General features: G+C 64.2%; 19 protein-coding genes and 4 tRNA genes. 7 read left to right on the top strand and 16 right to left on the bottom strand.

Features of this window, described 5'->3' with window-relative positions; translation table 11 throughout:
- The 6 genes from ABB27_RS17435 to ABB27_RS17460 form a co-directional block, all read right to left on the bottom strand.
- Positions 1-575, bottom strand: a 575-nt coding sequence (locus ABB27_RS17435; protein WP_152984663.1) for a GTP-binding protein, incomplete at its 3' end; no start/stop codon positions are given.
- A 46-nt stretch (positions 576-621) separates the two neighbouring features.
- Positions 622-697 (bottom strand) — tRNA-Thr (locus ABB27_RS17440).
- 38 nt (positions 698-735) lie between these two features.
- Positions 736-809 (bottom strand) — tRNA-Gly (locus tag ABB27_RS17445).
- Positions 810-837: 28 nt separating this feature from the next.
- Positions 838-923: transfer RNA gene (locus ABB27_RS17450), tRNA-Tyr, on the bottom strand.
- Between the two features lie 149 nt (positions 924-1,072).
- The gene (locus ABB27_RS17455) at positions 1,073-2,092 is read right to left on the bottom strand and encodes an isoaspartyl peptidase/L-asparaginase family protein (RefSeq protein WP_057630307.1); all 1,020 of its coding nucleotides are present in this window, start codon (positions 2,090-2,092) and stop codon (positions 1,073-1,075) included.
- A gap of 182 nt (positions 2,093-2,274) precedes the next feature.
- Positions 2,275-3,318, bottom strand: a complete 1,044-nt coding sequence (locus ABB27_RS17460; protein WP_057630309.1) for a cyanophycinase — start codon at positions 3,316-3,318, stop codon at positions 2,275-2,277.
- 158 nt (positions 3,319-3,476) lie between these two features.
- Between ABB27_RS17460 and ABB27_RS17465 the strand changes: the two genes are divergently transcribed.
- Positions 3,477-6,212: a TonB-dependent receptor plug domain-containing protein gene (locus tag ABB27_RS17465; protein ID WP_057630311.1), complete on the top strand. Its 2,736-nt coding sequence runs from the start codon at positions 3,477-3,479 to the stop codon at positions 6,210-6,212.
- 913 nt (positions 6,213-7,125) lie between these two features.
- Here the strand turns inward: ABB27_RS17465 and ychF are convergent.
- The 8 genes from ychF to ABB27_RS17505 all read right to left on the bottom strand — a co-directional run bounded on the left by ychF (position 7,126) and on the right by ABB27_RS17505 (position 14,005).
- Positions 7,126-8,217, bottom strand: a complete 1,092-nt coding sequence (gene ychF, locus ABB27_RS17470) for a redox-regulated ATPase YchF (RefSeq protein WP_057630313.1) — start codon at positions 8,215-8,217, stop codon at positions 7,126-7,128.
- An 82-nt stretch (positions 8,218-8,299) separates the two neighbouring features.
- Complete coding sequence (pth, locus tag ABB27_RS17475; RefSeq protein WP_057630316.1) at positions 8,300-8,878, bottom strand: aminoacyl-tRNA hydrolase; 579 nt, start codon at positions 8,876-8,878, stop codon at positions 8,300-8,302.
- 53 nt (positions 8,879-8,931) lie between these two features.
- Positions 8,932-9,534, bottom strand: a complete 603-nt coding sequence (locus tag ABB27_RS17480) for a 50S ribosomal protein L25/general stress protein Ctc (RefSeq protein ID WP_057630318.1) — start codon at positions 9,532-9,534, stop codon at positions 8,932-8,934.
- A 106-nt stretch (positions 9,535-9,640) separates the two neighbouring features.
- Complete coding sequence (locus ABB27_RS17485; protein ID WP_057630319.1) at positions 9,641-10,600, bottom strand: ribose-phosphate diphosphokinase; 960 nt, start codon at positions 10,598-10,600, stop codon at positions 9,641-9,643.
- 108 nt (positions 10,601-10,708) lie between these two features.
- Positions 10,709-10,785, bottom strand: a tRNA-Gln gene (locus ABB27_RS17490).
- Positions 10,786-10,788: 3 nt separating this feature from the next.
- Positions 10,789-11,667, bottom strand: coding sequence for a 4-(cytidine 5'-diphospho)-2-C-methyl-D-erythritol kinase (ispE, locus tag ABB27_RS17495; RefSeq protein ID WP_057630321.1), 879 nt, complete (start codon positions 11,665-11,667; stop codon positions 10,789-10,791).
- Positions 11,664-12,326 (bottom strand): lipoprotein insertase outer membrane protein LolB, encoded by a 663-nt coding sequence (gene lolB, locus ABB27_RS17500; RefSeq protein ID WP_057630323.1) that lies wholly within the window; start codon positions 12,324-12,326, stop codon positions 11,664-11,666. The genes ispE and lolB overlap by 4 nt, the downstream gene beginning before the upstream one ends.
- Positions 12,323-14,005, bottom strand: coding sequence for a tetratricopeptide repeat protein (locus tag ABB27_RS17505; protein WP_057630326.1), 1,683 nt, complete (start codon positions 14,003-14,005; stop codon positions 12,323-12,325). Before ABB27_RS17505 ends, lolB begins: the two co-directional genes overlap by 4 nt.
- A 67-nt stretch (positions 14,006-14,072) precedes the next feature.
- Here ABB27_RS17505 and hemA point away from each other — a divergent pair, with 67 nt between their 5' ends.
- The 4 genes from hemA (at position 14,073) to ppk2 (ending at position 19,209) form a co-directional block, all read left to right on the top strand.
- Positions 14,073-15,356: a glutamyl-tRNA reductase gene (hemA, locus tag ABB27_RS17510; RefSeq protein ID WP_057630328.1), complete on the top strand. Its 1,284-nt coding sequence runs from the start codon at positions 14,073-14,075 to the stop codon at positions 15,354-15,356.
- Entirely contained in the window at positions 15,334-16,419 is a 1,086-nt protein-coding gene (prfA, locus tag ABB27_RS17515) for a peptide chain release factor 1 (RefSeq protein ID WP_057630330.1), read from the top strand. Before hemA ends, prfA begins: the two co-directional genes overlap by 23 nt.
- 225 nt (positions 16,420-16,644) lie before the next feature.
- On the top strand, positions 16,645-18,348 hold the full coding sequence (locus tag ABB27_RS17520; RefSeq protein ID WP_057630332.1) for an O-linked N-acetylglucosamine transferase, SPINDLY family protein: 1,704 nt from the start codon (positions 16,645-16,647) through the stop codon (positions 18,346-18,348).
- A gap of 42 nt (positions 18,349-18,390) precedes the next feature.
- Positions 18,391-19,209, top strand: a complete 819-nt coding sequence (gene ppk2, locus ABB27_RS17525; RefSeq protein ID WP_057630334.1) for a polyphosphate kinase 2 — start codon at positions 18,391-18,393, stop codon at positions 19,207-19,209.
- 562 nt (positions 19,210-19,771) lie between these two features.
- On the opposite strand, the gene ABB27_RS17530 is transcribed toward ppk2, so the two are convergent.
- On the bottom strand, positions 19,772-20,326 hold the full coding sequence (locus tag ABB27_RS17530) for a TlpA family protein disulfide reductase (RefSeq protein WP_057630335.1): 555 nt from the start codon (positions 20,324-20,326) through the stop codon (positions 19,772-19,774).
- Complete coding sequence (locus ABB27_RS17535; protein ID WP_057630337.1) at positions 20,323-21,597, bottom strand: YihY family inner membrane protein; 1,275 nt, start codon at positions 21,595-21,597, stop codon at positions 20,323-20,325. Before ABB27_RS17535 ends, ABB27_RS17530 begins: the two co-directional genes overlap by 4 nt.
- Positions 21,598-21,675: 78 nt before the next feature.
- Here ABB27_RS17535 and wrbA point away from each other — a divergent pair, with 78 nt between their 5' ends.
- Complete coding sequence (wrbA, locus tag ABB27_RS17540; protein WP_057630339.1) at positions 21,676-22,269, top strand: NAD(P)H:quinone oxidoreductase; 594 nt, start codon at positions 21,676-21,678, stop codon at positions 22,267-22,269.
- Positions 22,266-22,610 (top strand): DUF2069 domain-containing protein, encoded by a 345-nt coding sequence (locus ABB27_RS17545; RefSeq protein WP_057630340.1) that lies wholly within the window; start codon positions 22,266-22,268, stop codon positions 22,608-22,610. The genes wrbA and ABB27_RS17545 overlap by 4 nt, the downstream gene beginning before the upstream one ends.
- The last annotated feature ends 65 nt before the right edge of the window (positions 22,611-22,675 follow it).

The raw sequence follows: 22,675 nt of genomic DNA on the forward strand, positions 1-22,675 counted from the left end.
AGGATGGCCGGCACGCCGATGTCGCTCTGGTCACCTTCCAGCGCCATACGCGCCGAACCGTGAACGATCGGGGTATCGTCGCCCGGGAAGTCGTACTTGCTCAGCAGCTCACGAACTTCCATTTCGACCAGCTCGAGCAGCTCGGCGTCGTCAACCATGTCGGCCTTGTTCAGGAACACGACGATGTACGGCACGCCGACCTGACGCGACAGCAGGATGTGCTCGCGGGTCTGCGGCATCGGGCCGTCAGCAGCCGAACAGACCAGGATCGCGCCGTCCATCTGGGCAGCACCGGTGATCATGTTCTTGACGTAGTCAGCATGGCCCGGGCAATCGACGTGGGCATAGTGACGGCTGGCCGATTCGTACTCAACGTGTGCGGTCGAGATGGTGATACCACGTGCCTTTTCTTCCGGCGCGGCGTCGATCGAGGAGTAATCCTTGAACTCGCCACCGAAGCGCTCTGCACCGATCTTGGTCAGTGCGGCGGTCAGCGTGGTCTTGCCATGATCGACGTGGCCGATGGTGCCGACGTTGACGTGCGGCTTGGTACGCTCGAACTTACCCTTGGACATGGCTGCTTCTTCTCGGTAACAGGTTGGTTATGCACTATCGGCAAGATGGTGCTCACGAAAGGAATCGAACCTTCGACCTCCTCCTTACCAAGGAGGTGCTCTACCGACTGAGCTACGTGAGCGAGTTGTCTATTATGCCGTGTTTTTTCGTTTCGTTCAATGGAGCGGGAGACGGGAATCGAACCCGCACCATTAGCTTGGAAGGCTAAGGTTCTACCGTTGAACTACTCCCGCACCGGGAAAACACGTCACAACATAAAACTGGTGGAGGGAGGTGGATTCGAACCACCGAAGGCGTAAGCCAGCAGATTTACAGTCTGCCCCCGTTGGCCGCTTGGGTATCCCTCCATTCCACTCCCTTGTCTAGGACCGGCGGCCTTGCCGGTCAGGGGTGGGTGAGCTCGCTATTTTGGTTATCGGCGCCGATGCTGTCAACAGAAATCTTCACATTCGGTGAAAATTTTTTTGCAGCGCCGCCGCCGTCCCTCAACAGCGTATTACTCGCCGGGCATTTTAAGCTTTTCGTCGGCAAAAATGGCTACGTGCGGCACACCATCGGCACCAATCCAACCGCGGTACATGCCTTCGGTATTGAAGGGCGTTGCCGCCGTACCGTCTGCCGACAGCACAATCGCACCACCATCACCGCCCAATGCCGGCACGCGCTTGACGATGACCTCTTCACCGGCCTGTGCAGGGGTTTCCTTCAAGTACTGCATGCGCGCGCATATTTCATGTGCAGCCGCCAGGCGGATGTAGAACTCGCCCCAACCGGTGCCTGATACCGCGCAGTTGCCGGTGGCATAGGTGCCCGCACCGATGATCGGCGAATCACCGACGCGACCGTAGCGTTTGTTGGTCATGCCGCCGGTGGACGTGCCTGCGGCCAATTTGCCCTGACTGTCGAGTGCCACCGCGCCGACCGTGCCGAAGTGCTTGGCCGTCTCCAGATCCACATGTGCCTGGCCGGCAGCCTCTTCCTTCAATGCACGCTGCAACTGCTCCCAGCGCTTCTCGGTGCGGAAGTAAGACGGATCGACCAGCTCGATCTTCTGCTCGGCGGCGAACATCTCCGCGCCCTGCCCCACCATCATCACGTGCGGCGAATGCTCCATCACCGCGCGTGCAAGCAGGATCGGGTTCTTCACCGTATGCACGCCAGCCACCGCACCGGCACGCAGCGTGGCGCCATCCATCAGCGAGGAATCCAGCTCGTTCTTGCCGTCATGCGTGAACACCGCGCCCCGCCCGGCATTGAAGGTCGGGTCGTTCTCCAGCACGGTAATGGCGGCAGTGACCGCATCCAGCGCCGGCTTGCCCGCCGCCAGTGCCTGGTGGCCCTGACGCAGCGCCTCGGTCAAGGCCGCACGCGCGGCACGCTCTTCTGCAGCACTGAAGTCCTTGCGCTCGACGCCGGCCCCGCCGTGAATCACCAGCAAGGGAGAAACCTCGGCTGCAGCGGCAGCCCCCGAGGACAGCGACGCCAGGCCCAGCATTACCGCAGAAGTCAGCTTCATGTTTCTTCACTCCCGAATGGAAGCCGATTCTAGGCAGGTGCCAGCCGCTATGAACAGTGACCGCAGCCACCTGTGCCCACAGCGCCGGCACAGCCGATCGCGCGGCACCACCAAGGCCGAAGCAGCGGCGTGATGGCAATAAAAAAGGGGCCGAAGCCCCTTCTCCTACGCCGCCCGCATCCTCAATTGGGATGCAACTCGAGTTCCCCAGCAACCACACTGGCCATTGCGGTGAACGCGGCGTTGTCGACCTTGAACCCATCCAGATGCAGGCGGCTGCCTGCCCCTACCCCGGTTACCGGGATCGAACTGAATTCCAGCGGCTCACCATTGCTGAGCCGGTCGGCCGTGCGCCGCGGCATCACCAGCCACGCATAGCCGTCGTTCAAGGAATACACCCGTCCACGGCCATCGGCCTCGACACATAACGCAGTGTCTTCATCCACGCCGATGCCGACGATGTCGTCCCGCCCCTTGTCCTGCGCGGCACGGGCAACAAACACGATCAAACGACCCAGCCGGTCACGCTTGGCGAAATGGGTATCGGTGACCACGTTGGACAGATAGGGCATGGTCAGGAAATCCCGGTCCATGGTCACCTCGCTGCCCATCGGATCATTCAGCGCGGCCGGCGAATTGACGCTGCCACCGTCCAGCGCGCCATAGGCGTATCCGCCCAGAATGGCCAGGCCGGCACTGGTGCCGCCAATCGGCTTGCCGGCGCGAACATGTTCGTTGAGCGCGGTATTGAGCTCAGTGCCCTTCCAGAAGCGGATATAACGCGCCTGGTCGCCGCCTGCGATGAAAATCGCATCGGCAGCGCGCACCACCCGCAGCACGGACGGATCGTCGGCGGCCTTGCGGCTGTCAAACACCAGCGTCTGCACCGCGGTGACACCACCAATGTCGTGGTACAGCTCCTTCTGCATGTTGTCGTCACCGGAGGCGCGCAGGATCACCACGCGACCATGGCCGGCACGTTCAACCCACCAATGGAATGCCTCGGGCACCCAGTCGCCACCGCCCATCAACAGCATCGCCGGCTCGGTCTTGCCCGGACGCGGGGCAGCCAGATCACCCACTTCGTAATACGTGTAGCCGGGCGCGCCAAGACCGCGCGAATCCTGCGCATGGGCCGCGCTCGCGGCAGCGATGGCCATCACTACCAGGGCCAGCCGCCCAAGCCAGGAACTCTTACGTTTCATCGCGCACTCCAGCCACCTCATGTAACCGCTTACAGCTCTAATGCCAGACTTTCCGGCAGTGGTCAAGCGTGTAAAAAAGGTGTTAGATGCTGTGGACCCATTCACATTTCAGACAGGGTTGGGCGGCATTCCCTGACAGCCGGATGGGCATCCCAGAACATTCATTAGAGAGCCGATTCATGCGTAAACACGCAATGGTGTGTTCAATCCAACTGGCCCTGTTGTCGATGGCCGCCCCTGCCCTGGCGCAGAACAGCCCCCAAGGCCAACCCCAGCAACTGGACACGGTGCAGGTCACCGGCTCACGCATTCCGCGCGCCCAGGTAGAGGGCCCGGCCCCGGTCACCGTGGTGACTGCCGAAGAAATCAAGGCCGCCGGGTTCACCAGCGTGCCCGACGTACTGCGCGCCATGACCCAGAACGGCGGCGAGACGCAGAGCCAGCAGTCTTCCAGCGGCGCGGACTTCTCGCCCGGCGCACAGCAGGTTGACCTGCGCGGACTGGGCCCGAACCACACCCTGGTACTGGTCAATGGCCGCCGCATCGCCGACTTCCCGATGCCGTTCAAGGGCCGCAGCAACTTCACCGACATCTCCAACATTCCGCTGGGCATGATCGAGCGGATAGAAGTACTGACCGGCAGTGCATCGGCCATTTATGGCTCCGACGCGATCTCGGGCGTGGTCAACTTCATTCTCAAGAAGCATGCCGACGGCACCACCGTCGATGCGCGCATGGGCATCACCAGCGAAGGCGGCGGCGAGTCATTCGACATCAGCCTGGTCAGCGGCTTCGAGAAGGGCCGCTTCAGCGGCATCTACAGCGTGGAGCTGCAATCGCAGACGCCATTGTGGGCGTATGAGCGTGACATCCAGGACTCCACCAAGGATGGCCCCACTGCCGCCGCACAGGCGCCGCGCCGCGGCTTCCTGCGCACCGACTGGTATGACGACTACATCGACCCGGGCCAGGCAACCTGCGATGCATTGTCCGGCCAGAATGGCGGCACCACGTACTACGGCTATCGCCCCAGGTACGGCTACTACTGCGGCAGCGATGAGGCCATCGGCTACGGCACCATCATCAGCAAGCGTCGCGGCGTGAACGCGTATGCGTCGATGAGCTATGCCTTCGACAATGGCAGCCAATGGTTTGCCGACGTGCAGATGGGCTACCACGATGTATCGATGTTCCGCGACGTGACTGCGTGGAGCCACATGGCCGCCGACGGCAACGAGGAAGGTTATTTCTACAACCAGGCCAGCGACCAGGTGGAATTCTGGCAGCGCCAGTTCACGCCGGAAGAAATCGGTGGGCTCAGCCGCAACATGATCGAGACCACGCAGAAAACCTTTGGCGTGACCACCGGCTTCAAAGGCACCTGGGCCGACATTTGGGACTACGAAGCAGCACTGAGCTATTCGCAGTACCGCGCCAAGATCAGCTGGCCGCAGATCGTGGCGGCCAAGGCCAACGAACTGTTCCTTGGCCCGCAGCTTGGTGAGGACGACGATGGCTTCCCGATCTACAACGCCGACCCGGAACGCCTGTACCGCCCGCTCACCCGTAGTGAGTACGACTCCATCGCCGCACGTTCGGTGTACACGCCGAAGTCCGAAACCGGCACCTTGTCGTTGACGGTCAGCAAGGGTGACCTGTTCACCCTGCCCGGCGGTGACGCCGGCTTCGCAGGCACCGTGGAGCTCGGCCGCCAGTCGTACTCGTTGAACCCCGATCCGCTGGCTACCCAGTACTACTACTACAGCTGGAAGGACTCCGACGGCAAGGGCAGCCGCAATCGCTGGGCGGGTGCCGCCGAGCTGCGCATGCCACTGCACGAAACACTGAACTGGAGCGTGGCCGGTCGTTACGACCAATACCGCTATTCCGGCAACAGCATCGGCAAGGCAACCTGGAGCACCGGTCTGGAATGGCGCCCGATCGACTCATTGCTGGTTCGTGGCTCCTACGGCACGGCCTTCCGCGCCCCGGATCTGCACTATGTCTATGCCGGCATCGGCAATGACGAGACCAGCGGCGTCGATTGGTACAACTATGCGCTGGACAATGGCGATGACCCGGAGGACTACAGCGAAGGCCTGATCCGCACCCGCGAGGGCAATCGCAACCTCGATCCGGAGACCAGCACCTCGTGGACTGCCGGCTTTGTCTGGTCGCCCATCAATGGTCTGGATATCTCGGCGGACTGGTTCAACATCGACATGCGCGATCAGGTCCAGGACATGAGCGTGGACCAGATCCTGCGTGACGAGGCGGCCTGCCGGCTCGGCGACAAGGACATGAGCTCGCCCACCTGCATGGACGCCGTCTCGCGCGTGACCCGCAATTCCAACGGCTCGCTCTACGGCATCTACGTCAATCCGATCAACGTTGCCAAGGAGTCCACCGAAGGCGTCGATATCGGCGTGCGCTACCGCTTGCAGACCGGCATCGGTCAATTCACCTTCAGCGGCGCCCATACCTGGGTGAAGAAGCACGACTTCCAGCAATACGCCGGTGATGAGATCAAGGATCAGTTCGCGGTCAACAGCGGTTTCGATATCCCGCGCACCAAGACCAGCGCCAGCATCAGCTGGGAGAAGGATGCCTGGGCCGCGACCGTCTATGGCCAGCGTTTGGGCAAGCTGCCCAACAGCTGGTCCTACGATCAGGTGTGGGAAGAAGGCGATCCGGGCCCCTACATCCGTGCTACCTATCGCTACAACGCATCACTGCAATACCGCTTTGACGACCACTCGCGCCTGAGCCTGTCGGTGGTGAACCTGTTCAACAAGATGCCGCCGAAGGATCCGACCTATTCGTCGTATCCGTACTACGACATCTCCTGGTTCGACAGCGTCGGCCGTCAGATCAACCTGCAGTACACGCACAAGTTCGGCGGCGCCGCGCTGTAATCCCACCCAGCCATGCGCATCAACAACAAGGCCCGCCATTGGCGGGCCTTGTTGTTTGCGCGAGGTGGCACCAGCACTGAGCGCAGCCCCGGGGCAAGCGCGCTACGGCAAGCCCGCATGCTCTCCGCGCAAACCGCCCCCGGGTGCGCTGCGCTTACCCGGGCTACAGCGGCCGTCCATGGATGCGAACTGTGGCGATTGAGCTTCTCCACAACCGCTGTGTGCAATGGCTGGAGAAGCTTGTGGACAACCGTGTGCAGGCCTTGCGCTGCAAGGCTTTCGAAAAGATGGCGAATATTTCACCAGCCTGTCGCGACGCAAGCCGGTGTTTTTGTAGGAGCGGCGTAAGCCGCGAAGCAGATGCACCATCAGATGGCACAGATGCCTGGTGATCAGGCATTGCCAGCTTCGCGGCTGACGCCGCTCCCACAAGCTAGACAGCATGCGCCTGCGGATTACATGGCGACCCTGCTTCTCCACAGCAGTTGTGTGCAATGGATGGAGAAGGCTGTGGACAACCATGCGCAGGCCCTGTCCGCCAATGCTTTCGAAACTGTGGTGAATATTTCGCCAGCCTGTCGCGATGCAAATCGGCGCGCTTTGTAGGAGCGGCGTCAGCCGCGAAGCTGATAGACCATCAGGTGGCACAGTTGCCGGGCGCTCCACCATCGCCAGCTTCGCGGCTGACGCCGCTCCCACAAGCTAGACGGCATGCGCCTGCGGATTACATGGCGCCCCCCCCCTTCTCCACAACGGCTGTGTGCAATAGCTGGAGAAGGCTGTGGACAAGCGCGCGCAGCCCTTGCGCTGCAAGGGTTTCGAAATCGTGATGATTTTTTGACCACGCCACGAACGACGGATACGACAAGGCCCCGCAGTGCGGGGCCTTGTTGGTGCTGCAACGTGCGGTGGATCAGACGTTGAAGCGGAAATGCAGCACGTCGCCTTCCTTGACGATGTAATCCTTGCCTTCCAGACGCAGGCGGCCGGCTTCCTTGGCACCCTGCTCGCCCTTGAGGTTGATGAAGTCCTCATAGCTGATGGTTTCGGCGCGGATGAAGCCACGCTCGAAGTCGGTATGGATCACGCCGGCGGCCTGCGGCGCGGTAGACCCTGCGCGCAGCTGCCATGCGCGGACTTCCTTCACACCAGCGGTGAAGTAGGTCTGCAGGCCCAGCAGCTTGTAGCCGGCGCGGATCACGCGGTTCAGGCCGGGCTCTTCCAGGCCGAGATCCTTGAGGAACTCGTCACGGTCAGCGTCGTCCAGCTGCGCCATTTCTTCTTCGATAGCCGCACACACCGGCACCACTTCGGCACCCTCGGCTTCGGCGCGCGCGCGCACGACGTCCAGCAGCGGATTGTTCTCGAAGCCATCCTCGGCCACGTTGGCGATGTACATCAGCGGCTTGAGCGTGATCAGGAACATGTCGCGGATCAACGCCTTTTCATCGGCATCGAGGCCAGCCGAACGCGCCGACTTGCCCTGGTCCAGCGCCGAAGCCAGCTTCTCCAGCACCGGCTTGCGGGCCAGTGCTTCCTTGTCGTTGGCCTTGGCCGCACGGGTGGCGCGGTCCAGTGCCTTCAACACCGATTCCAGGTCGGCCAGCGCCAGCTCGGTATCGATGGTCTCGATATCGGCGATGGGAGCAACCTTGTTGGAAACGTGGATGACGTTGCTGTCTTCGAAGCAGCGCACGACGTGTGCGATGGCATCGGTCTCACGGATATGGGCCAGGAACTTGTTGCCCAGGCCTTCACCCTTGGACGCACCGGCGACCAGGCCGGCGATGTCGACGAACTCCATCGTGGTCGGGATCACCCGCTCCGGCTTGACGATTGCCGCCAGCGCATCAAGGCGCGGATCCGGCACCGGCACGACGCCGGTGTTCGGCTCGATCGTGCAGAACGGGAAGTTGGCCGCAGCGATACCCGCCTTGGTCAGCGCATTGAACAGGGTCGACTTGCCGACATTGGGCAGACCGACGATGCCGCATTTGATACCCATGCTTGAACTCCCGTGAATGGAAAATCGGGAATGGGGAGTGGAAGGGCTGCTGCCATTCCATTCCCCATTCCCCATTTCCTGCTCACTTGGTGGTGTGCAGCCGCTTCATGGCTTCGCTGAAATCACCTGCTACCGCCAACGGCATCACGTCGATGGCCGCATCGATGGCCTGCTCCATCAGCACAGCATCCTGCGGCGACGGACGGCCCAGCACCCAGCCCACCACGCGGTCCTTGTGACCGGGATGGCCGATACCAAGACGCAGACGGTGGAACTTGCCATGACCGAGCAGGCGGATGGTGTCACGCAGGCCGTTCTGGCCACCATGACCACCGTCGAACTTGAGCCGGGCCACGCCGGGCGGCATGTCCAGTTCGTCGTGTGCAAGCAGGGTTTCTTCCGGCTCGATCTTCCAGAACCGCTGCGCGGCGGTGACCGATTTGCCAGACAGGTTCATGTAGGTGGCCGGCTTCAACAGCCATACCGGTTGCCCGGCAATCTCGACCTTGGCGACTTCGCCAAACAATTTGCTTTCCAGCGCCCAGCGCGCGCCCTGCCGCTCTGCCAGGGCCTCAACGAAATGAAACCCAGCGTTATGCCGGGTTCGGGCGTGTTCGGGTCCGGGGTTGCCGAGACCAACAATCAATCGCAAGCCAGTCATCTGTCAGATGCATCTGCTGCGCCCGCTCCGAAGAGCGGGCGCAACAGTGCCGATTACTCGGCTGCTGCTTCTTCTGCAGCGGCGGTCTTGGCGATGACCACGGCGTCGTCGTGGTTCTTGCCCAGCTTCAGTGCCGGGATTTCCACGCCAGCCGGCAGCTTCAGGCCCGACAGGTAGATGATGTCGCCAGCCTTCAGCTCGCCCAGGTCGACTTCGATCGACTCCGGCAGGTCCTTCGGCAAGCAGGCAATCGCCACTTCCTTCAGTTCGTGGGTGACCAGCACGTCGGCAGCCTTGCCAGCCGGCGAGGTGTCTTCGTTGATGAAGGTCAGCGGCACCGAAGCGTGCAGCACTTCGTTTTCGTTCACGCGCTGGAAATCCAGGTGCATGACCAGCTGCTTGTACGGGTGACGCTGCATGTCACGCAGCAGCACCTTGTGGATGGTGCCGTCGAGGTTCAGGTCGATGATCGAGGAGTAGAACCAATCGTTGAACTGGGCCAGCCAGATTTCGTTGTGGTTGAACTCGACCTTGACCGGCTCGCGACCACCACCGTAAACGATGCCCGGAACCACACCGGCATGACGCAGGCGGCGGCTCGCACCCTGACCTTGCACGTCACGACGAGCGACTTTGATTTCGTGAGACTTTGCCATTGTTGACTACTCTAGGTTGTTGCACCGCCTCGCGGCGCTGCGTAAAGACTCTTCCGCGACCAGAAGAGCCTGTTGTGATCCCCGGACACGCCGGGGACCGGATCCATCAATCCACGTACATCGAGCTGACCGACTCACCGAAGGCGATGCGGCGCATCGTCTCGGCCAGCATTTCGGCCACGCTGATCTGGCGGATCTTGGGACAGACGCGGGCCACTTCGGAAAGCGGGATCGTGTCGGTCACCACCAGCTCGTCGAGCTGGGAATTGTTCAAGTTGTCCACCGCCGGGCCCGAGAGCACGGCGTGGGTGCAGTACGCGGCAACCTTCAGTGCACCGCGCGCCTTGAGGGCAGCAGCGGCAGCACACAGGGTGCCGGCGGTGTCGACGATGTCGTCGACCATGACGCAGGTCTTGCCTTCAACGTCACCGATGATGTTCATCACGGTGGCGACGTTGGCACGCGGACGACGCTTGTCGATGATGGCCAGGTCGGCATCATCCAGGCGCTTTGCCACAGCGCGGGCGCGTACCACGCCGCCTACGTCCGGGCTGACCACGATCAGGTTGTCGGTGCCATAGACGCGCCAGATGTCTGCCAGCAACAGCGGCGAGGCATAGACGTTGTCGACCGGCATGTCGAAGAAACCCTGGATCTGGTCGGCGTGCAGGTCGACCGTGAGGATCTGGTCGGTGTGCACGGCCGAAAACATCTTTGCAGCAACCTTGGCGGTGATCGGCACGCGCGAGGAGCGCATGCGGCGATCCTGGCGGGCGTAGCCGAAGTACGGCACCACCGCGGTGACGGAGGCGGCGCTCGCGCGCTTGAGCGCGTCGATGATCACCAGCAGCTCCATCAGGTTTTCCGCACTCGGGGCGCCGGTGGACTGGACCACGAATACATCCTGCTTACGCACGTTTTCCTGGATCTCGACCTGCACTTCGCCGTCGGAGAACTTGGAAACCAGCGCCTTACCCGGTCTTACCCCGAGTTCCTTGCAGATGCTCTGCGCAAGGTGTTTGTTGGCATTGCCGGAAAAAACCAGCAGATTCGGGGATTCTTGCATGACAGCTCTCTCGGGCGGGGGCGAGTAGCAAAGGAACAGGATTGCTGCAGAGATGGCGCGTATCTGGTTCAGCGCACATCCGTAGCGCTTACAGCCGGAGGGAACGTGTGGCAGGGGCGGTAGGATTCGAACCTACGAATGCCAGGATCAAAACCTGGTGCCTTGGGCCTCTTGGCGACGCCCCTGCATCAAACAATTCCCGTCGTCTCCAGCGCATCAAGCAGTGGCGAGCGATCAACGCCCGCAGCTACCCATGCCCGCAGTTGCTCCGGCAATTCCGCCAACGCCTGCTCTGCAGCAACGCGCGTGGCAAATTCGACGAAACAACCGCTTCCCGACCCCGTGAGCCGTGCCCGACCAATACCTGACAGGGCCTGGAACGTTGCCTCGATGGCAGGTTCCTGACGCCGTAGTACCGGCTCGAACGCATTTCCGAGGACGGTCCCGGAAGCGAAGTCCGCTATTTTCACGGGCTTGGCATCCCGCGTCAAATGCTGCGAACGAAAAAGTTCAGCCGTGGGCACATGAACGCCCGGATCCACCAGCAAATACCATGCTTCCGGCAGTTCGATCGGCGTCAGCAATTCACCCACACCTTCGGCCCAGGCACTGCGGCCGCGCACAAACACCGGCACATCGGCGCCCAGGCCCATGCCGATGGCAGCCAGCGCATCCTCATCCAGGCCGGTGCCCCACAAGGCGTTGAGCGCCACCAGCACGGTGGCCGCGTCCGAGGAGCCACCACCAAAGCCGCCACCGGCCGGGATGCGCTTCTCGACCCGGATATCGACGCCTTTAGCGCAATTTGAGACATTTCTCAGCGCGATAGCCGCACGAACCACCAGATCATCGGCCTCGGCGACACCGGCCACCGAGGGCCCGTCACGGTGTATCTGCCCGTCTTCACGCAGGCGCAGGCCGATGCGGTCGCCCCAATCCAGCAGGCGGAAGACGGTCTGCAGCAGATGGTAGCCATCGGCGCGACGGCCGGTGATCTGCAGAAAAAGATTCAATTTGGCCGGGGCCGGCCAGTACGACCAGCCCGCGGCGTCAGCCTGCACGGTCATGGTGCGCCCACGCCCCATTCATCCACGATCAGACGGACCTTGGCGTCGCCATTGACCGCCTCGATCCGCCGCGGCAGCGAGGGGCGCCCGGCCTGGGCCGGGTACCAGTCCAGATAGTCGACCTGCCAGCCCTGCTGGCGCAGCACTCGCGGCCGCCCGTCGGCATCGAAACCGAGATGTTCCGGCGCCATGCCGGCAGAGGTCGGCAGGCCGCGCACCCATTGCGCCAACTGCGCGACCGGGATTTCCCAGCCGGTGGCCTGCAACAGTAGCTGCGCTGCGTCATCGGCGCTGCGTGGACCGCCCTCCAGGCCCTCCAGCCGCACCGGCTGACCGGGCTCGCCACCACTGAGCTGCCAGCTCTGACGGGTGACCGGCGCCGCAAGGCTGACCTGGTAGGCCGGCCCCTGCTGCAGCCAGTCAATCCGGCCGTTGCCGCCGTTGCGGCCCTTGCTGATCGCCACCCGGCCCTGGAAGGACCAGTCCGGCTGCGCCATCAAGGCCGCCTGCCGCGCCTGCTCCGCGGCCTGTGCCGCTGCCGATACCTGCGCCACCTCGGCCGCCACCGGCGTGGCTTGCCGCTTGGGCACCGAGCCACAGGCCGCAAGCGCGCCCACCATCACAAGCGCCAACGGCGCCCGCCACATCATCACGTTCATACACCCAACTTTTCGATCGCACGCTGCAGCGCGCGGTTGTCCGGATCCAGCTTGCGGGCTTCATCAAAAAAGCGCCGCGCTTCCTCTTTCTGCCCAAGCACCCACAGCACCTCGGCCACATGGGCGGCAATTTCCGGATCCTTGTTCAAGGTCCAGGCGCGGCGCAGGTGCACCAGCGCTTCCTCGTTGCGGCCCAGCCGATACAGCACCCAGCCATAGCTGTCGACGATGGCGGCATTGTCCGGCTCGGCCACGCGCGCGCGATCGATCAGCTCCAAGGCTTCCTGGTAGCGATGGGTGCGGTCAGCCAGGGTGTAGCCCAGCGCATTGAGCGCGGCGACATTCTCCGGCTCGGCAACCAGCACCTTGCGCAGGTCGGCTTCGGCACGCGGCACGTCATCACTGCGCTCCCATGCCAGCGCGCGGGCATACAGCAGCGCACTGTCGTCCGGGAAGGCCGCCAGGCCACGGCCAAGCACATCAAGCTCGGCCTGGGCGTTGCCGTCACGCAGCTGCAACTCGGATTGGAGCAGGTAGGCGTCGCGGCGCACATCATCATCCAGCGAGGCATCGGCCTGGATCGACTGCACTTCCTTGGCGGCCTCGGCCTTGTCACCCATCAGGTACAGCGCATTGACCGCACGCAGCTGCGCCTCGCCACGATGCTCACCACCGGGCACGCTGTGGTACCAATCAACGGCTTCCTGGTAGCGCTTCAGGTATTCGGCAATCTTGCCCAGCAACAGGCGCTGGTCCGGGTCCGGCTTGCTGGCTTTAGCCGAAATGTCCTGGTAAAGCGCCAGCAGCGCCACATCATCCTTCTGCTTGGCCAGCAGCGAGGCGCGCATGCCCCAGCTCTGCAGGTTCTGCTCGCCTACCGACAGCACATGCTCGGCAGCCGTGGTGTCACCCAAGGCGTCATAGGCGATGGCCAGGGCGGCGCGCAGTTCTTCGTCTTTCTCGGCCTTCGGCTCGATGCCCTTGAGCAGAGCCAACGCCTCGTCCTTCTTGCCGGCCTGGTTGAGCTGCGAGGCATGCAGCAGCGCCACCCGCGGCTCGTCCGGGAAGCGTTTGACCACTTCGGCCACCATCCGCCGCGACAGCTCGGGGCGCTCCATCCGCAACGCCAGCCGACCGAACTCCTGCCACGCCTCCAGGTCATCGGGTATCGCATTGGCATCGACCAGCTGGCCCAATACCTCGGCCGGCACCGCCGGGTCACGGCCGCCGGTGGCCAGGGCCAGCAGCGCATAGCGCCAGGCGCGTGGCTCGGGCGAACGCAGCACCGCCAGCAGTTCCTTGCGGGCAAGCTTGGCATCGCCATTGCGCATGGCCAGCGCACCACGGGTGCCGCGCACCGCTACCGAACCGGGGTCACGCTGCGCCCATAGCGCCAGCGCCTGCTCGGCACGGTCAGCGTCATCGGCAAGCATGGCGATGCGGGTGGCGCGTTCGGCCAGGCCTACGTCGCCCTTGGCTTCCTGGGCGGCCTGCAGGTACCAGCGGGCGGCGTCGGGCAACTTGCCGGCCTGCAGCGAGAACTCGCCGGCCAGCACCGGGGTCAGCGGCAGGCCTTCAGCAGCCAGGGGCGCCTGGACAGGCGCAGCCGGGGCCGCCAGCACCGGAAAAACCGGCAGGGAAAGCAACAGAACGGTGCATATGCGATTGAATACGGGCATCTGGCGCAACCGGGCCGTAAAATGGCGGCCTTCAACAGCCAGCAGCTTATCGCAAGCAACTGAACAGATGACCCTGTGGGTGCTCGGACTGAATCACCAGACTGCGCCGGTAGAACTGCGCGAACGCGCTGCCTTTGGCGGAGACGCACTGCCGCGCGCGATGGATTCCCTGCGGCAGACGCCGCAGCTGGCCGAGGCCGTGCTGCTGTCCACCTGCAACCGCACCGAGCTGTATGCCGTTGCCGAGGACAGCAAGGCGCTGAGCCATTGGCTGGAGCACCATGCCGGCAGCCTGCAGGGCTATCTGTACCAGCACAGCGATGGCGACGCCGTGCGCCACCTGTTCCGGGTCGCCACCGGGCTGGACTCGATGGTGCTGGGCGAGCCGCAGATCCTGGGGCAGGTCAAGGATGCCTGGGCACTGGCCCACGACAGCGGCGCAATCGGGCAACAATTGGACCGGTTGTTCCAGCAGACCTTCTCGGTGGCCAAGCGTGCCCGTACCGACACCCGTGTCGGCGCAAATCCCATTTCGGTGGCGTCCACCGCGGTGCGGCTGGCGCAGGACTCGTTCGCGCGCATGGATGAATCCACGGTGCTGCTGGTCGGCGCCGGTGAAACCATGGAACTGGTCGCCAAGCACCTAAGCGATGCCAAGGTGAAACGCCTGCTGATCGCCAACCGCACCGTGGCCAATGCCCAGGACCTGGCCAGCCGTCACGGCGGCGTGGCACTGCCGCTGAGCGAACTGGAACGCCATCTGGGCGAGGCTGATGTGGTGTTCTCGGCCACCGCCGCACGCGAGCCGGTGATCCTGCACCGGCAGGTCGCCACCGCGCTGCGCTCACGCCGGCACAAGCCGATGCTGCTGTTCGACCTGGCGGTACCGCGCGATATCGAGGCCGAGGTCGGCAAGCTGGCCGATGCCTACCTGTACACGGTGGACGACATGGAACGGGCGGTGGAAGAAAACCGCCGTGGCCGCCGTGAAGCCGCCGCCGAGGCCGAATCCATCATCGACCTGCAGGTCACCCGCTACCTGGAAAACCTGCGCGCCACCCGCCTGCAAGCGCCGATCCGGCAACTGCGGGCGTTCGGCGAGGCCACCCGCGCCGAGCTGCTGGCCAAGGCCCGGCAGCAACTGGCCCATGGCAAACTTCCCGACGAAGTACTCGAGCAATTGGCGCACGGCCTGACCAACCGCCTGTTGCACCCGCCTACCGCCGCCCTGCGCCAAGCCGCGCTGGAAGGCGATACCGATCTCACCCGCGCCGCCGAGCGCCTGTTCCCGGCAACGCCCGGGTATCAACACCCCGTAGCGAGGAATGATGACGCCGACCCTGCGCCGTAAGCTGCTGGCACTGGCCGAGCGCCGTGAAGAACTGGAACGCCTGCTTTCCGACCCCGATGTGGTCGCCGACAACGAGCGTTTCCGCAATTTTTCCCGCGAGTTCTCGCAACTGGAACCCATCGCCACTGCATTGGCGAACGAAACCCGTGCGCTGGAAGACCTGGCCTCGGCCGAAGCCATGCGCAACGACCCGGAACTGCGCGAGCTGGCTGAGGAAGAAATCAGCGCCGCACAGGCGCGGCTGCAGGCTCTGGACGAGGAACTGGCACTGCTGCTGGTGCCACGCGACCCGCGCGATGAAGGCAACCTGTTCCTGGAAGTACGCGCCGGGACCGGTGGCGACGAGGCGGCAATCTTTGCCGGCGACCTGTTCCGCATGTACGCCCGCTACGCCGAGCGCCAGGGCTGGAAGGTCGAGATCGAATCCGACAATCCCGGCGAACACGGTGGCTACAAGGAAATCGTGGCGCGCGTGGTGGGCCGCGGTGCCTATTCCAAGCTGAAGTTCGAATCCGGCACCCACCGCGTGCAGCGCGTGCCAGCCACGGAATCACAGGGCCGCATCCACACCTCGGCAGCAACGGTGGCGATCATTCCCGAGGCCGATGATGTCGAAGAGGTGGTGATCAACCCGGCCGACCTGCGGGTGGACACTTACCGTTCCTCCGGCGCTGGTGGCCAGCACGTCAACAAGACCGAATCGGCGATCCGCATCACCCATATCCCCAGCGGCGTGGTGGTGGAATGCCAGACCGAGCGCAGCCAGCATGCCAACCGCGACAAGGCGATGAAGCGGCTGAAGGCGCAGTTGCTGGATGCCGAGCGCAGCAAGCAGGCCGCGGCCCAAGCCGAGTCGCGGCGCCTGCAGGTTGGCAGCGGCGACCGCAGCCAGCGCATCCGCACTTACAGCTTCCCGCAAGGCCGCATCACCGACCATCGTGTCGAGGGCCTGACCCTGTATGACCTGCCGAACATCATCGAAGGCGGCCTGGACGACCTCATCGCGCGCCTGCAGCACGAGCACCAGGTGGATGAACTGGCACGGTTGGCTGAAGGGACGTAATACGCCTCCTCCCTTGCGCGCAGCACAGGCTTTGCTCCCTCCCTTGCGCGTAGCGCAGGGGAGGGCTGGGGAGGGGTAGCTTTGGCTTTGGCTTTGGCTTTGGCTCTGGCCTTCACTGCCGCCTCTGCATTTGGCCTCAGCCACCAGCCCAGAGCAAAATCAACAACCACCCCTCCCCGACCCTCCCCTGCGCTATGCGCAAGGGAGGGAGCAAAAGCCAGCCCAATGACCAACGAACGCGACCAACTCCGCCTTGCCGTCAGCCGCCAGCCCGCCGACTTCATCGCATGGGTGATGCTGGCCGATGCCGAACTCGGCGCGGGCGATGTGGCTGCGGGTGAGGCCGCCGCATCAAGAGCACTGCAGCTGCGCCCGGAGCATCCCGAGGCCCTCGCCCGCCTCGGCCGCGCCCGTTGGATGCAGGGCAAGCACGACGACGCCGCTGCGCTACTGCAGCGCGCCTGCCAACTCGCTCCGCAGCATCCGGGCATGGCGCTGTGGCTGGGCCACGTACTGGAAGACGCCAACCAACCCGAAGCCGCTGCCGAGGCGTATCGTCGCGCCCATGCGCTGGCGCCCGACGAAGCCTATATGGCTGCGCAGCGTCTGAACTGGCAGCGCCGGCTGTGTGACTGGCGCGATCTCGATGCACTCTCGCAGCAGGTACGCGGCGCCGTCGCGCAGGGCAATCCGGCCGTGGAGCCGTTCGCCTTTCTCAGCGAAGACGGCAGCGCCGCCGAGCAGCTAGCCTGCGCGCGGCAACGCGCCAGCGTCCTGGCCCAGTCGATTCCGCGCCTGCCGGCCGCGCAGCTGCGTAGCCAAGGTGCGCTGCGCATCGGTTTTCTTTCCAATGGTTTCGGCGCGCACCCGACCGGCCTGTTGACGGTGGCGCTGTTCGAACAATTGCGCGCACACCCGCAACTGCAGATCCATCTGTTTGCCCTCAACAGCGACGATGGCAGCACCATCCGCCAACGCCTGCAGGCCGCTGCTGGGCAACTGCACGATGTCCGCGGCCTGCCCCATACTGCGATTGCCCAGCGCATCCGCAACGCCGGCATCGATGTGCTGTTCGATCTGCGCGGCTGGGGCGGCGGCGGCACCCCGGAAGTACTGGCCATGCGCCCTGCCCCGCTGCAGCTGAACTGGCTGGCCTACCCCGGCACTTCCGGCGCGCCGTGGATCGATTACATCGTGGCGGACGCGTTCGTGCTGCCGCCCGCGCTGGAGCCGGCCTTCAGTGAAAAAGTGCTGCGCCTGCCGCGCGCCTTCCAGCCCTCGGACAACACCCGCACGCTGCAGGCAGCGCCGTCGCGCGCCGACTGTGGCCTGCCCGACAGCGGCGTGGTGTTTTGCTGTTTCAACAACAGCTACAAGCTCAACCCGCGCAGCCTTGAACGGTTGCTGCAGGTCCTGCTCGGCGTGTCCGGCAGCGTGCTGTGGCTGTTGTCCGGCCCCGGCCTGGCCGACCAGCGCCTGCGCGACTACGCGCGCCAGCGCGGTGTGGATCCGGCACGGCTGGTATTCATGGCCAAACTGCCGCATCCGCATTATCTGGCCCGCTACCAGCACGCCGACCTGTTCCTGGATACACATCCGTACAACGCGCACACCACGGCCTCCGATGCGCTCTGGGCCGGCTGCCCGGTGCTGACCGCACCCGGCAGCACCTTTGCCGCACGGGTGGCCGGCAGCCTCAATCATCACCTCGGGCTGGACGAGTTGAACCTCGCCGATGACCAGGCCTTCGTCGCCAAGGCGGTTGCGCTGGGCAACGATGCCGGCGCCCTGCAGGCCCTGCGCCAGCGGCTGGCCCATGCACGCCAGCATTCCACGCTGTTCGACATGGCCGGATTTGCCGCCGACCTTGCGCAGCTGCTGCAGCAGCTTGCCAGCCGGCATGGCTGGCGCGGTGCAGACGCGGGCTGACATCTGCATGCGGTAGGCTCGGCACATCCACAAGGAGTGACCATGGGCAAGCTCAAACGCAAAGAATACGAAGCGTTGCTGGAACCGATGCAACTGGAGCTGGCCAACATGGCGCGCTGGGCCCAGCATTGCGGGCAGCGGATCCTGGTGCTGTTCGAGGGCCGCGATACCGCCGGCAAGGGCGGCGTCATCCAGGACATCGCCAAGCATGTGAACCCGCGCCAATGCCGGGTAGTGGCACTGCCCAAGCCCAGCGAACGCGAAGACGGACAATGGTATTTCCAGCGCCACATCGCCCACCTGCCTGCCGCCGGCGAAATCGTGCTGATGGACCGCAGCTGGTACAACCGCGCCGGCGTGGAGAAAGTGATGGGCTACTGCACCGATGCGCAGTACAAGGCCTTCCTCAAGCAGACCCCGGCATTTGAAAAACTGCTGGTGGACGATGGCATCCTGCTGTTCAAGTACTGGCTGTGCGTGGACCAGGAACAGCAGGAAAAGCGCTTTGCCGAACGCCGCGACGACCCCCTCAAGGGCTGGAAGCTGTCGCCGATCGACCTGAAGTCACGCCAGGAATACGCCGCCTACACCCAGGCCCGCGAGGCCATGCTGGAGGCAACCCACAACGGGCATGCACCGTGGACACTGGTGGATTTCAATGACCAGAAGCGCGGCCGTTTGACAGTGATACGCGACCTGCTCGACCGCCTGCCCGACACCCACATCGACGAGCCACTGATCGAGCTGCCGCCCTTGCCGGGCAAGCCGAAAAAAGAGAAGTACGGGGTAGTGAAGCCGATCCCGGCATTCGTGCTGGACGAGGACGTAGCCAAGCCAAAGCGCGCCGCGAATTCCTTGTAGGCGCCGGTAGTGCCGAGCCATGCTCGGCAGGAGCATTACCGGCCATGCTGCAGCCGCTGTAGGAGCGGCGTAAGCCGCGAAGCTGGCAGCACTGAAACACAAGGCTCACCCCTCCCCAACCCTCCCCTTCGCTACGCGAAAGGGAGGGAGCGAAAGCCGCCGCTGCCACCGGACAGATCGCCGAGACCAGCCCCCTCCCTTTCGCGTAGCGAAGGGGAGGGTTGGGGAGGGGTAAGCTCTCGCAAGCAATGCCGCCACATCAGGCCACGCTGCCAATGCTCAACACCATCGTCCGCCGCACACTTCTTACTTTCATCTGCGCAACAGTGGCAGCTGCAGCTCCCATTGCGCTCATGTTGTATCGCGACTGGCGCTTCGCTCATTCATTCCATGTCGCGGCTGGAGTCGCCCCGCCGACTTACCAACCCGGCATCCTGGTCTTCGGCACGGTCCCACAATGGCTGTCGCTGGCAGCCGCACTACTTGTGTTGTGCGGCCTCGCGGCGATCCTATGGACGTGGCTTGAACATGCAACGAGGCGACGACGGCAGCCGTAGCTGACTTACACCGCCTTGCCACCGGCAGCCACAATCGCCTGCTCGATCTCATGGGCATTCACCGGCCCCAGGAACTGCCTGGCGACCTTGCCGTCCGGTCCGATCAGATACGTCATCGGCAAGCCACGCGGGGTGGCGAAATCCTTCGGAGGGCTGAAGGTATCAATGATGGCGATCGGGTACGCCACCGGATGCTCCTTCAGGAAGGCCTGCATCTCGTCCAGCTCAATGTCTTCGTACGCCAACCCCACCACTTCGACGTTGCTGCGCATGGCGTGCAAGGCCGACAGCTCCGGCATTTCCTGCAGGCAGGGAGCGCACCAGGTGGCCCAGAAGTTGACCACTACCCACTGCCCACGATGACTGGCCAGGTCATAGGTCTTGCCATCCACCGTCAGCACCTGCAGCTGCGGTATTTCAGCAGTCTGCTGGACCACACCGGACTGTGCAGGGGCTGGCGCGGCAGGCGCGGCCGGTGCGGCAGTGACCGGCGCCGGTTCCGGCTTGCAGGCGGTCAGCGCCAGCACCAGCAGCACGCAGGGAAGGTATTTGGCGGTCATCGGCTATCTCCACGCTCTACATAGATGTCGTCCACACGGCGCTTGAGCAGTTCGCGCAACGGTAGACGTAGTTGATCCAGGGCATTGCAGGCCGCTTGCCCGAGGCTGTCCTCGCGCATCGGCAGGTATTCCTCGGCTACCGGAATGCGTAGCTGCGAGCTTTCATACAGGTCATGCAGGCTGATGCTGTCCAGGTCGCGCGCCAGCAGCCACTCACCGCGTTCATCACGGCGCAGCACACCGATGCTTTCCATCTGCTCCAGCAGCTGCTGCAGCAGGGAGTCGGTGAGCATGGGCTCCTGCAACAGAATCTGGTCCTCGTCCAGGCCCTGCCCCTGCTGCCGCGCCTCACGGAAGCGCCCCAACAGCCGCAGCAACCCATACAGCTCACAGCCCTGCGGCAGCCGCAACGCTACCGGCTGATAGCGGAACGCCGCCACCGACGAGGCCAGCGATGCGCCCAGCAATACCGAGACCCAGCTCAGGTAGATCCACAGCAGCAGGATCGGCACGAACGCGACCGTACCGTAGAGCTTCTGGTAGGACTGGAAACTGCCCAGGTACAGGCCCATGCCCCACTTCACCAGCTCCAGCATCAACACCGCCAGCAACGCGCCGGGGATGGCGTGACGCCATTTCACCGTGTGGTGCGGCACCACCCGGTAGATCAGCACCACGCAGAAGAACTCGATCAATACCGGCGCCAGACGCAGGCCCAGATCGGCCAGCCAGCGGCCTTCGGTGGTCCCGAACAAGGGCAAGGACAGGACCTTGGCCGATACCGCCAACGAGGCGGCGGCCAGCAGGGCGCCAAGCGTCAGCACCGTCCAATAGACCAGGAAACGGGTCAGCTGCGGCCGCGCCGAGGCTACCCGCCAGATTCTGTTGAAGGTCTGCTCCACGCTGTTGAGGGTGATCAGCAGCGACACCACCAGGGCCAGGAAACCGGCAGCGGTCAGCTGCCCGGCACTGGCCGAGAACTGCCGCAGATAGCCTTCGGCCGCTCGCGCCGCCGACGGTACGAAGTTGGAGAACACGTAGTCGCTGAGCGCCTCGCTCCAGCGGTCGAACATCGGGAACGCCGACAGCACACCGAATACCACGATCGCCAGCGGCACCAGCGCGAATACCGTGGTGTAGGCCAGCGAGCCGGCCGCCTGGAACAGGCGGTCATCGATGAAGCGCTTCCACAGGAAGCGCCCGAAACTGGCGTTGCGCGCCCGGTCGCGTAGGCGCTCCATCCATAGATTGAGTGAGTCCAGAGGTTCCATCCGGCAAGGGTACCCGATGCAAAGCGCGGCCCGCATCGTTGATACTGCCGGCTCCTGCAAGATTGAGTGAACGGCGCAATGGCGGAAATTCTGGTGCTTTACTACAGCCGTGGCGGCTCGGTGGCGCGGCTGGCGCGGCAGATCGCCCGCGGTATCGGCGAGGTGCCGGGCATGAGCGCCCGCCTGCGTACGGTGCCGCCGGTGGCCGCAGTCACCCAGACCAGTGCCCCGCCCGTCCCTGAAGACGGTGCTCCCTATGTGGAAATAGCCGACCTGGCCGAGTGCGATGGCATCGTGCTGGGCAGCCCTACCCGCTTCGGCAACATGGCCGCGCCGGTCAAGCATTTCCTCGATGGCCTGGGCGCGGAATGGGTCAATGGCACCTTGGCGGGCAAGCCGGCGGCGGTGTTCACCTCCACCGCCTCGATGCACGGCGGCCAGGAGTCGACCCTGCTGTCGATGCACCTGCCCCTGCTGCACCATGGTTGCCTGATCGTTGGCATCCCTTTCACCGAACCGGCATTGAGCCATACCACCAGCGGCGGCACCCCCTATGGCGCCAGCCACGTGGCCGGCACCCAGGCCGATTCCCAGCTCACCGATGACGAAGCCCAGCTGGCAAGGGCGCTGGGGCATCGGGTGGCCGATATCGCCCGGCGGCTGGCACGATGAACCGGCGCACGCGCGACCTGGTCCTCGCCGCCTCACTGGCATTGCTGGCGGGGCTGTATGCGTGGTGGTTCCGCGCGGACCGCCATCTGCTGGCGGTGGCGCTGGTGTTCGTCGCACCGCCGCTGCTGCTGTTGCTGGGGGTATTGGCACAGCGCGCCGCCGCGCGTTTCTGGGCAGGCGTATTGGCCTTGTTCTGGTTCAGCCACGGCGTGATGAGCGCCTGGAGCCACCGCGACACCGCCCTCTACGCCTGGATCGAAATCGTCCTGGCGCTGCTGATCGTGGCCCTGGTCAGCGTACCCGGCATGCGCGCCCGCTTTGCCGCCAAGAAGGCCGGCTAAACCCAATGTAGAGCCGAGCCATGCTCGGCTGAGGCCTTACCGACACCCCTCCCCTGTAGAGCCGA

Origin of the sequence: Stenotrophomonas terrae (genome assembly GCF_001431465.1) — a bacterium.
GTDB lineage: Bacteria > Pseudomonadota > Gammaproteobacteria > Xanthomonadales > Xanthomonadaceae > Stenotrophomonas > Stenotrophomonas terrae.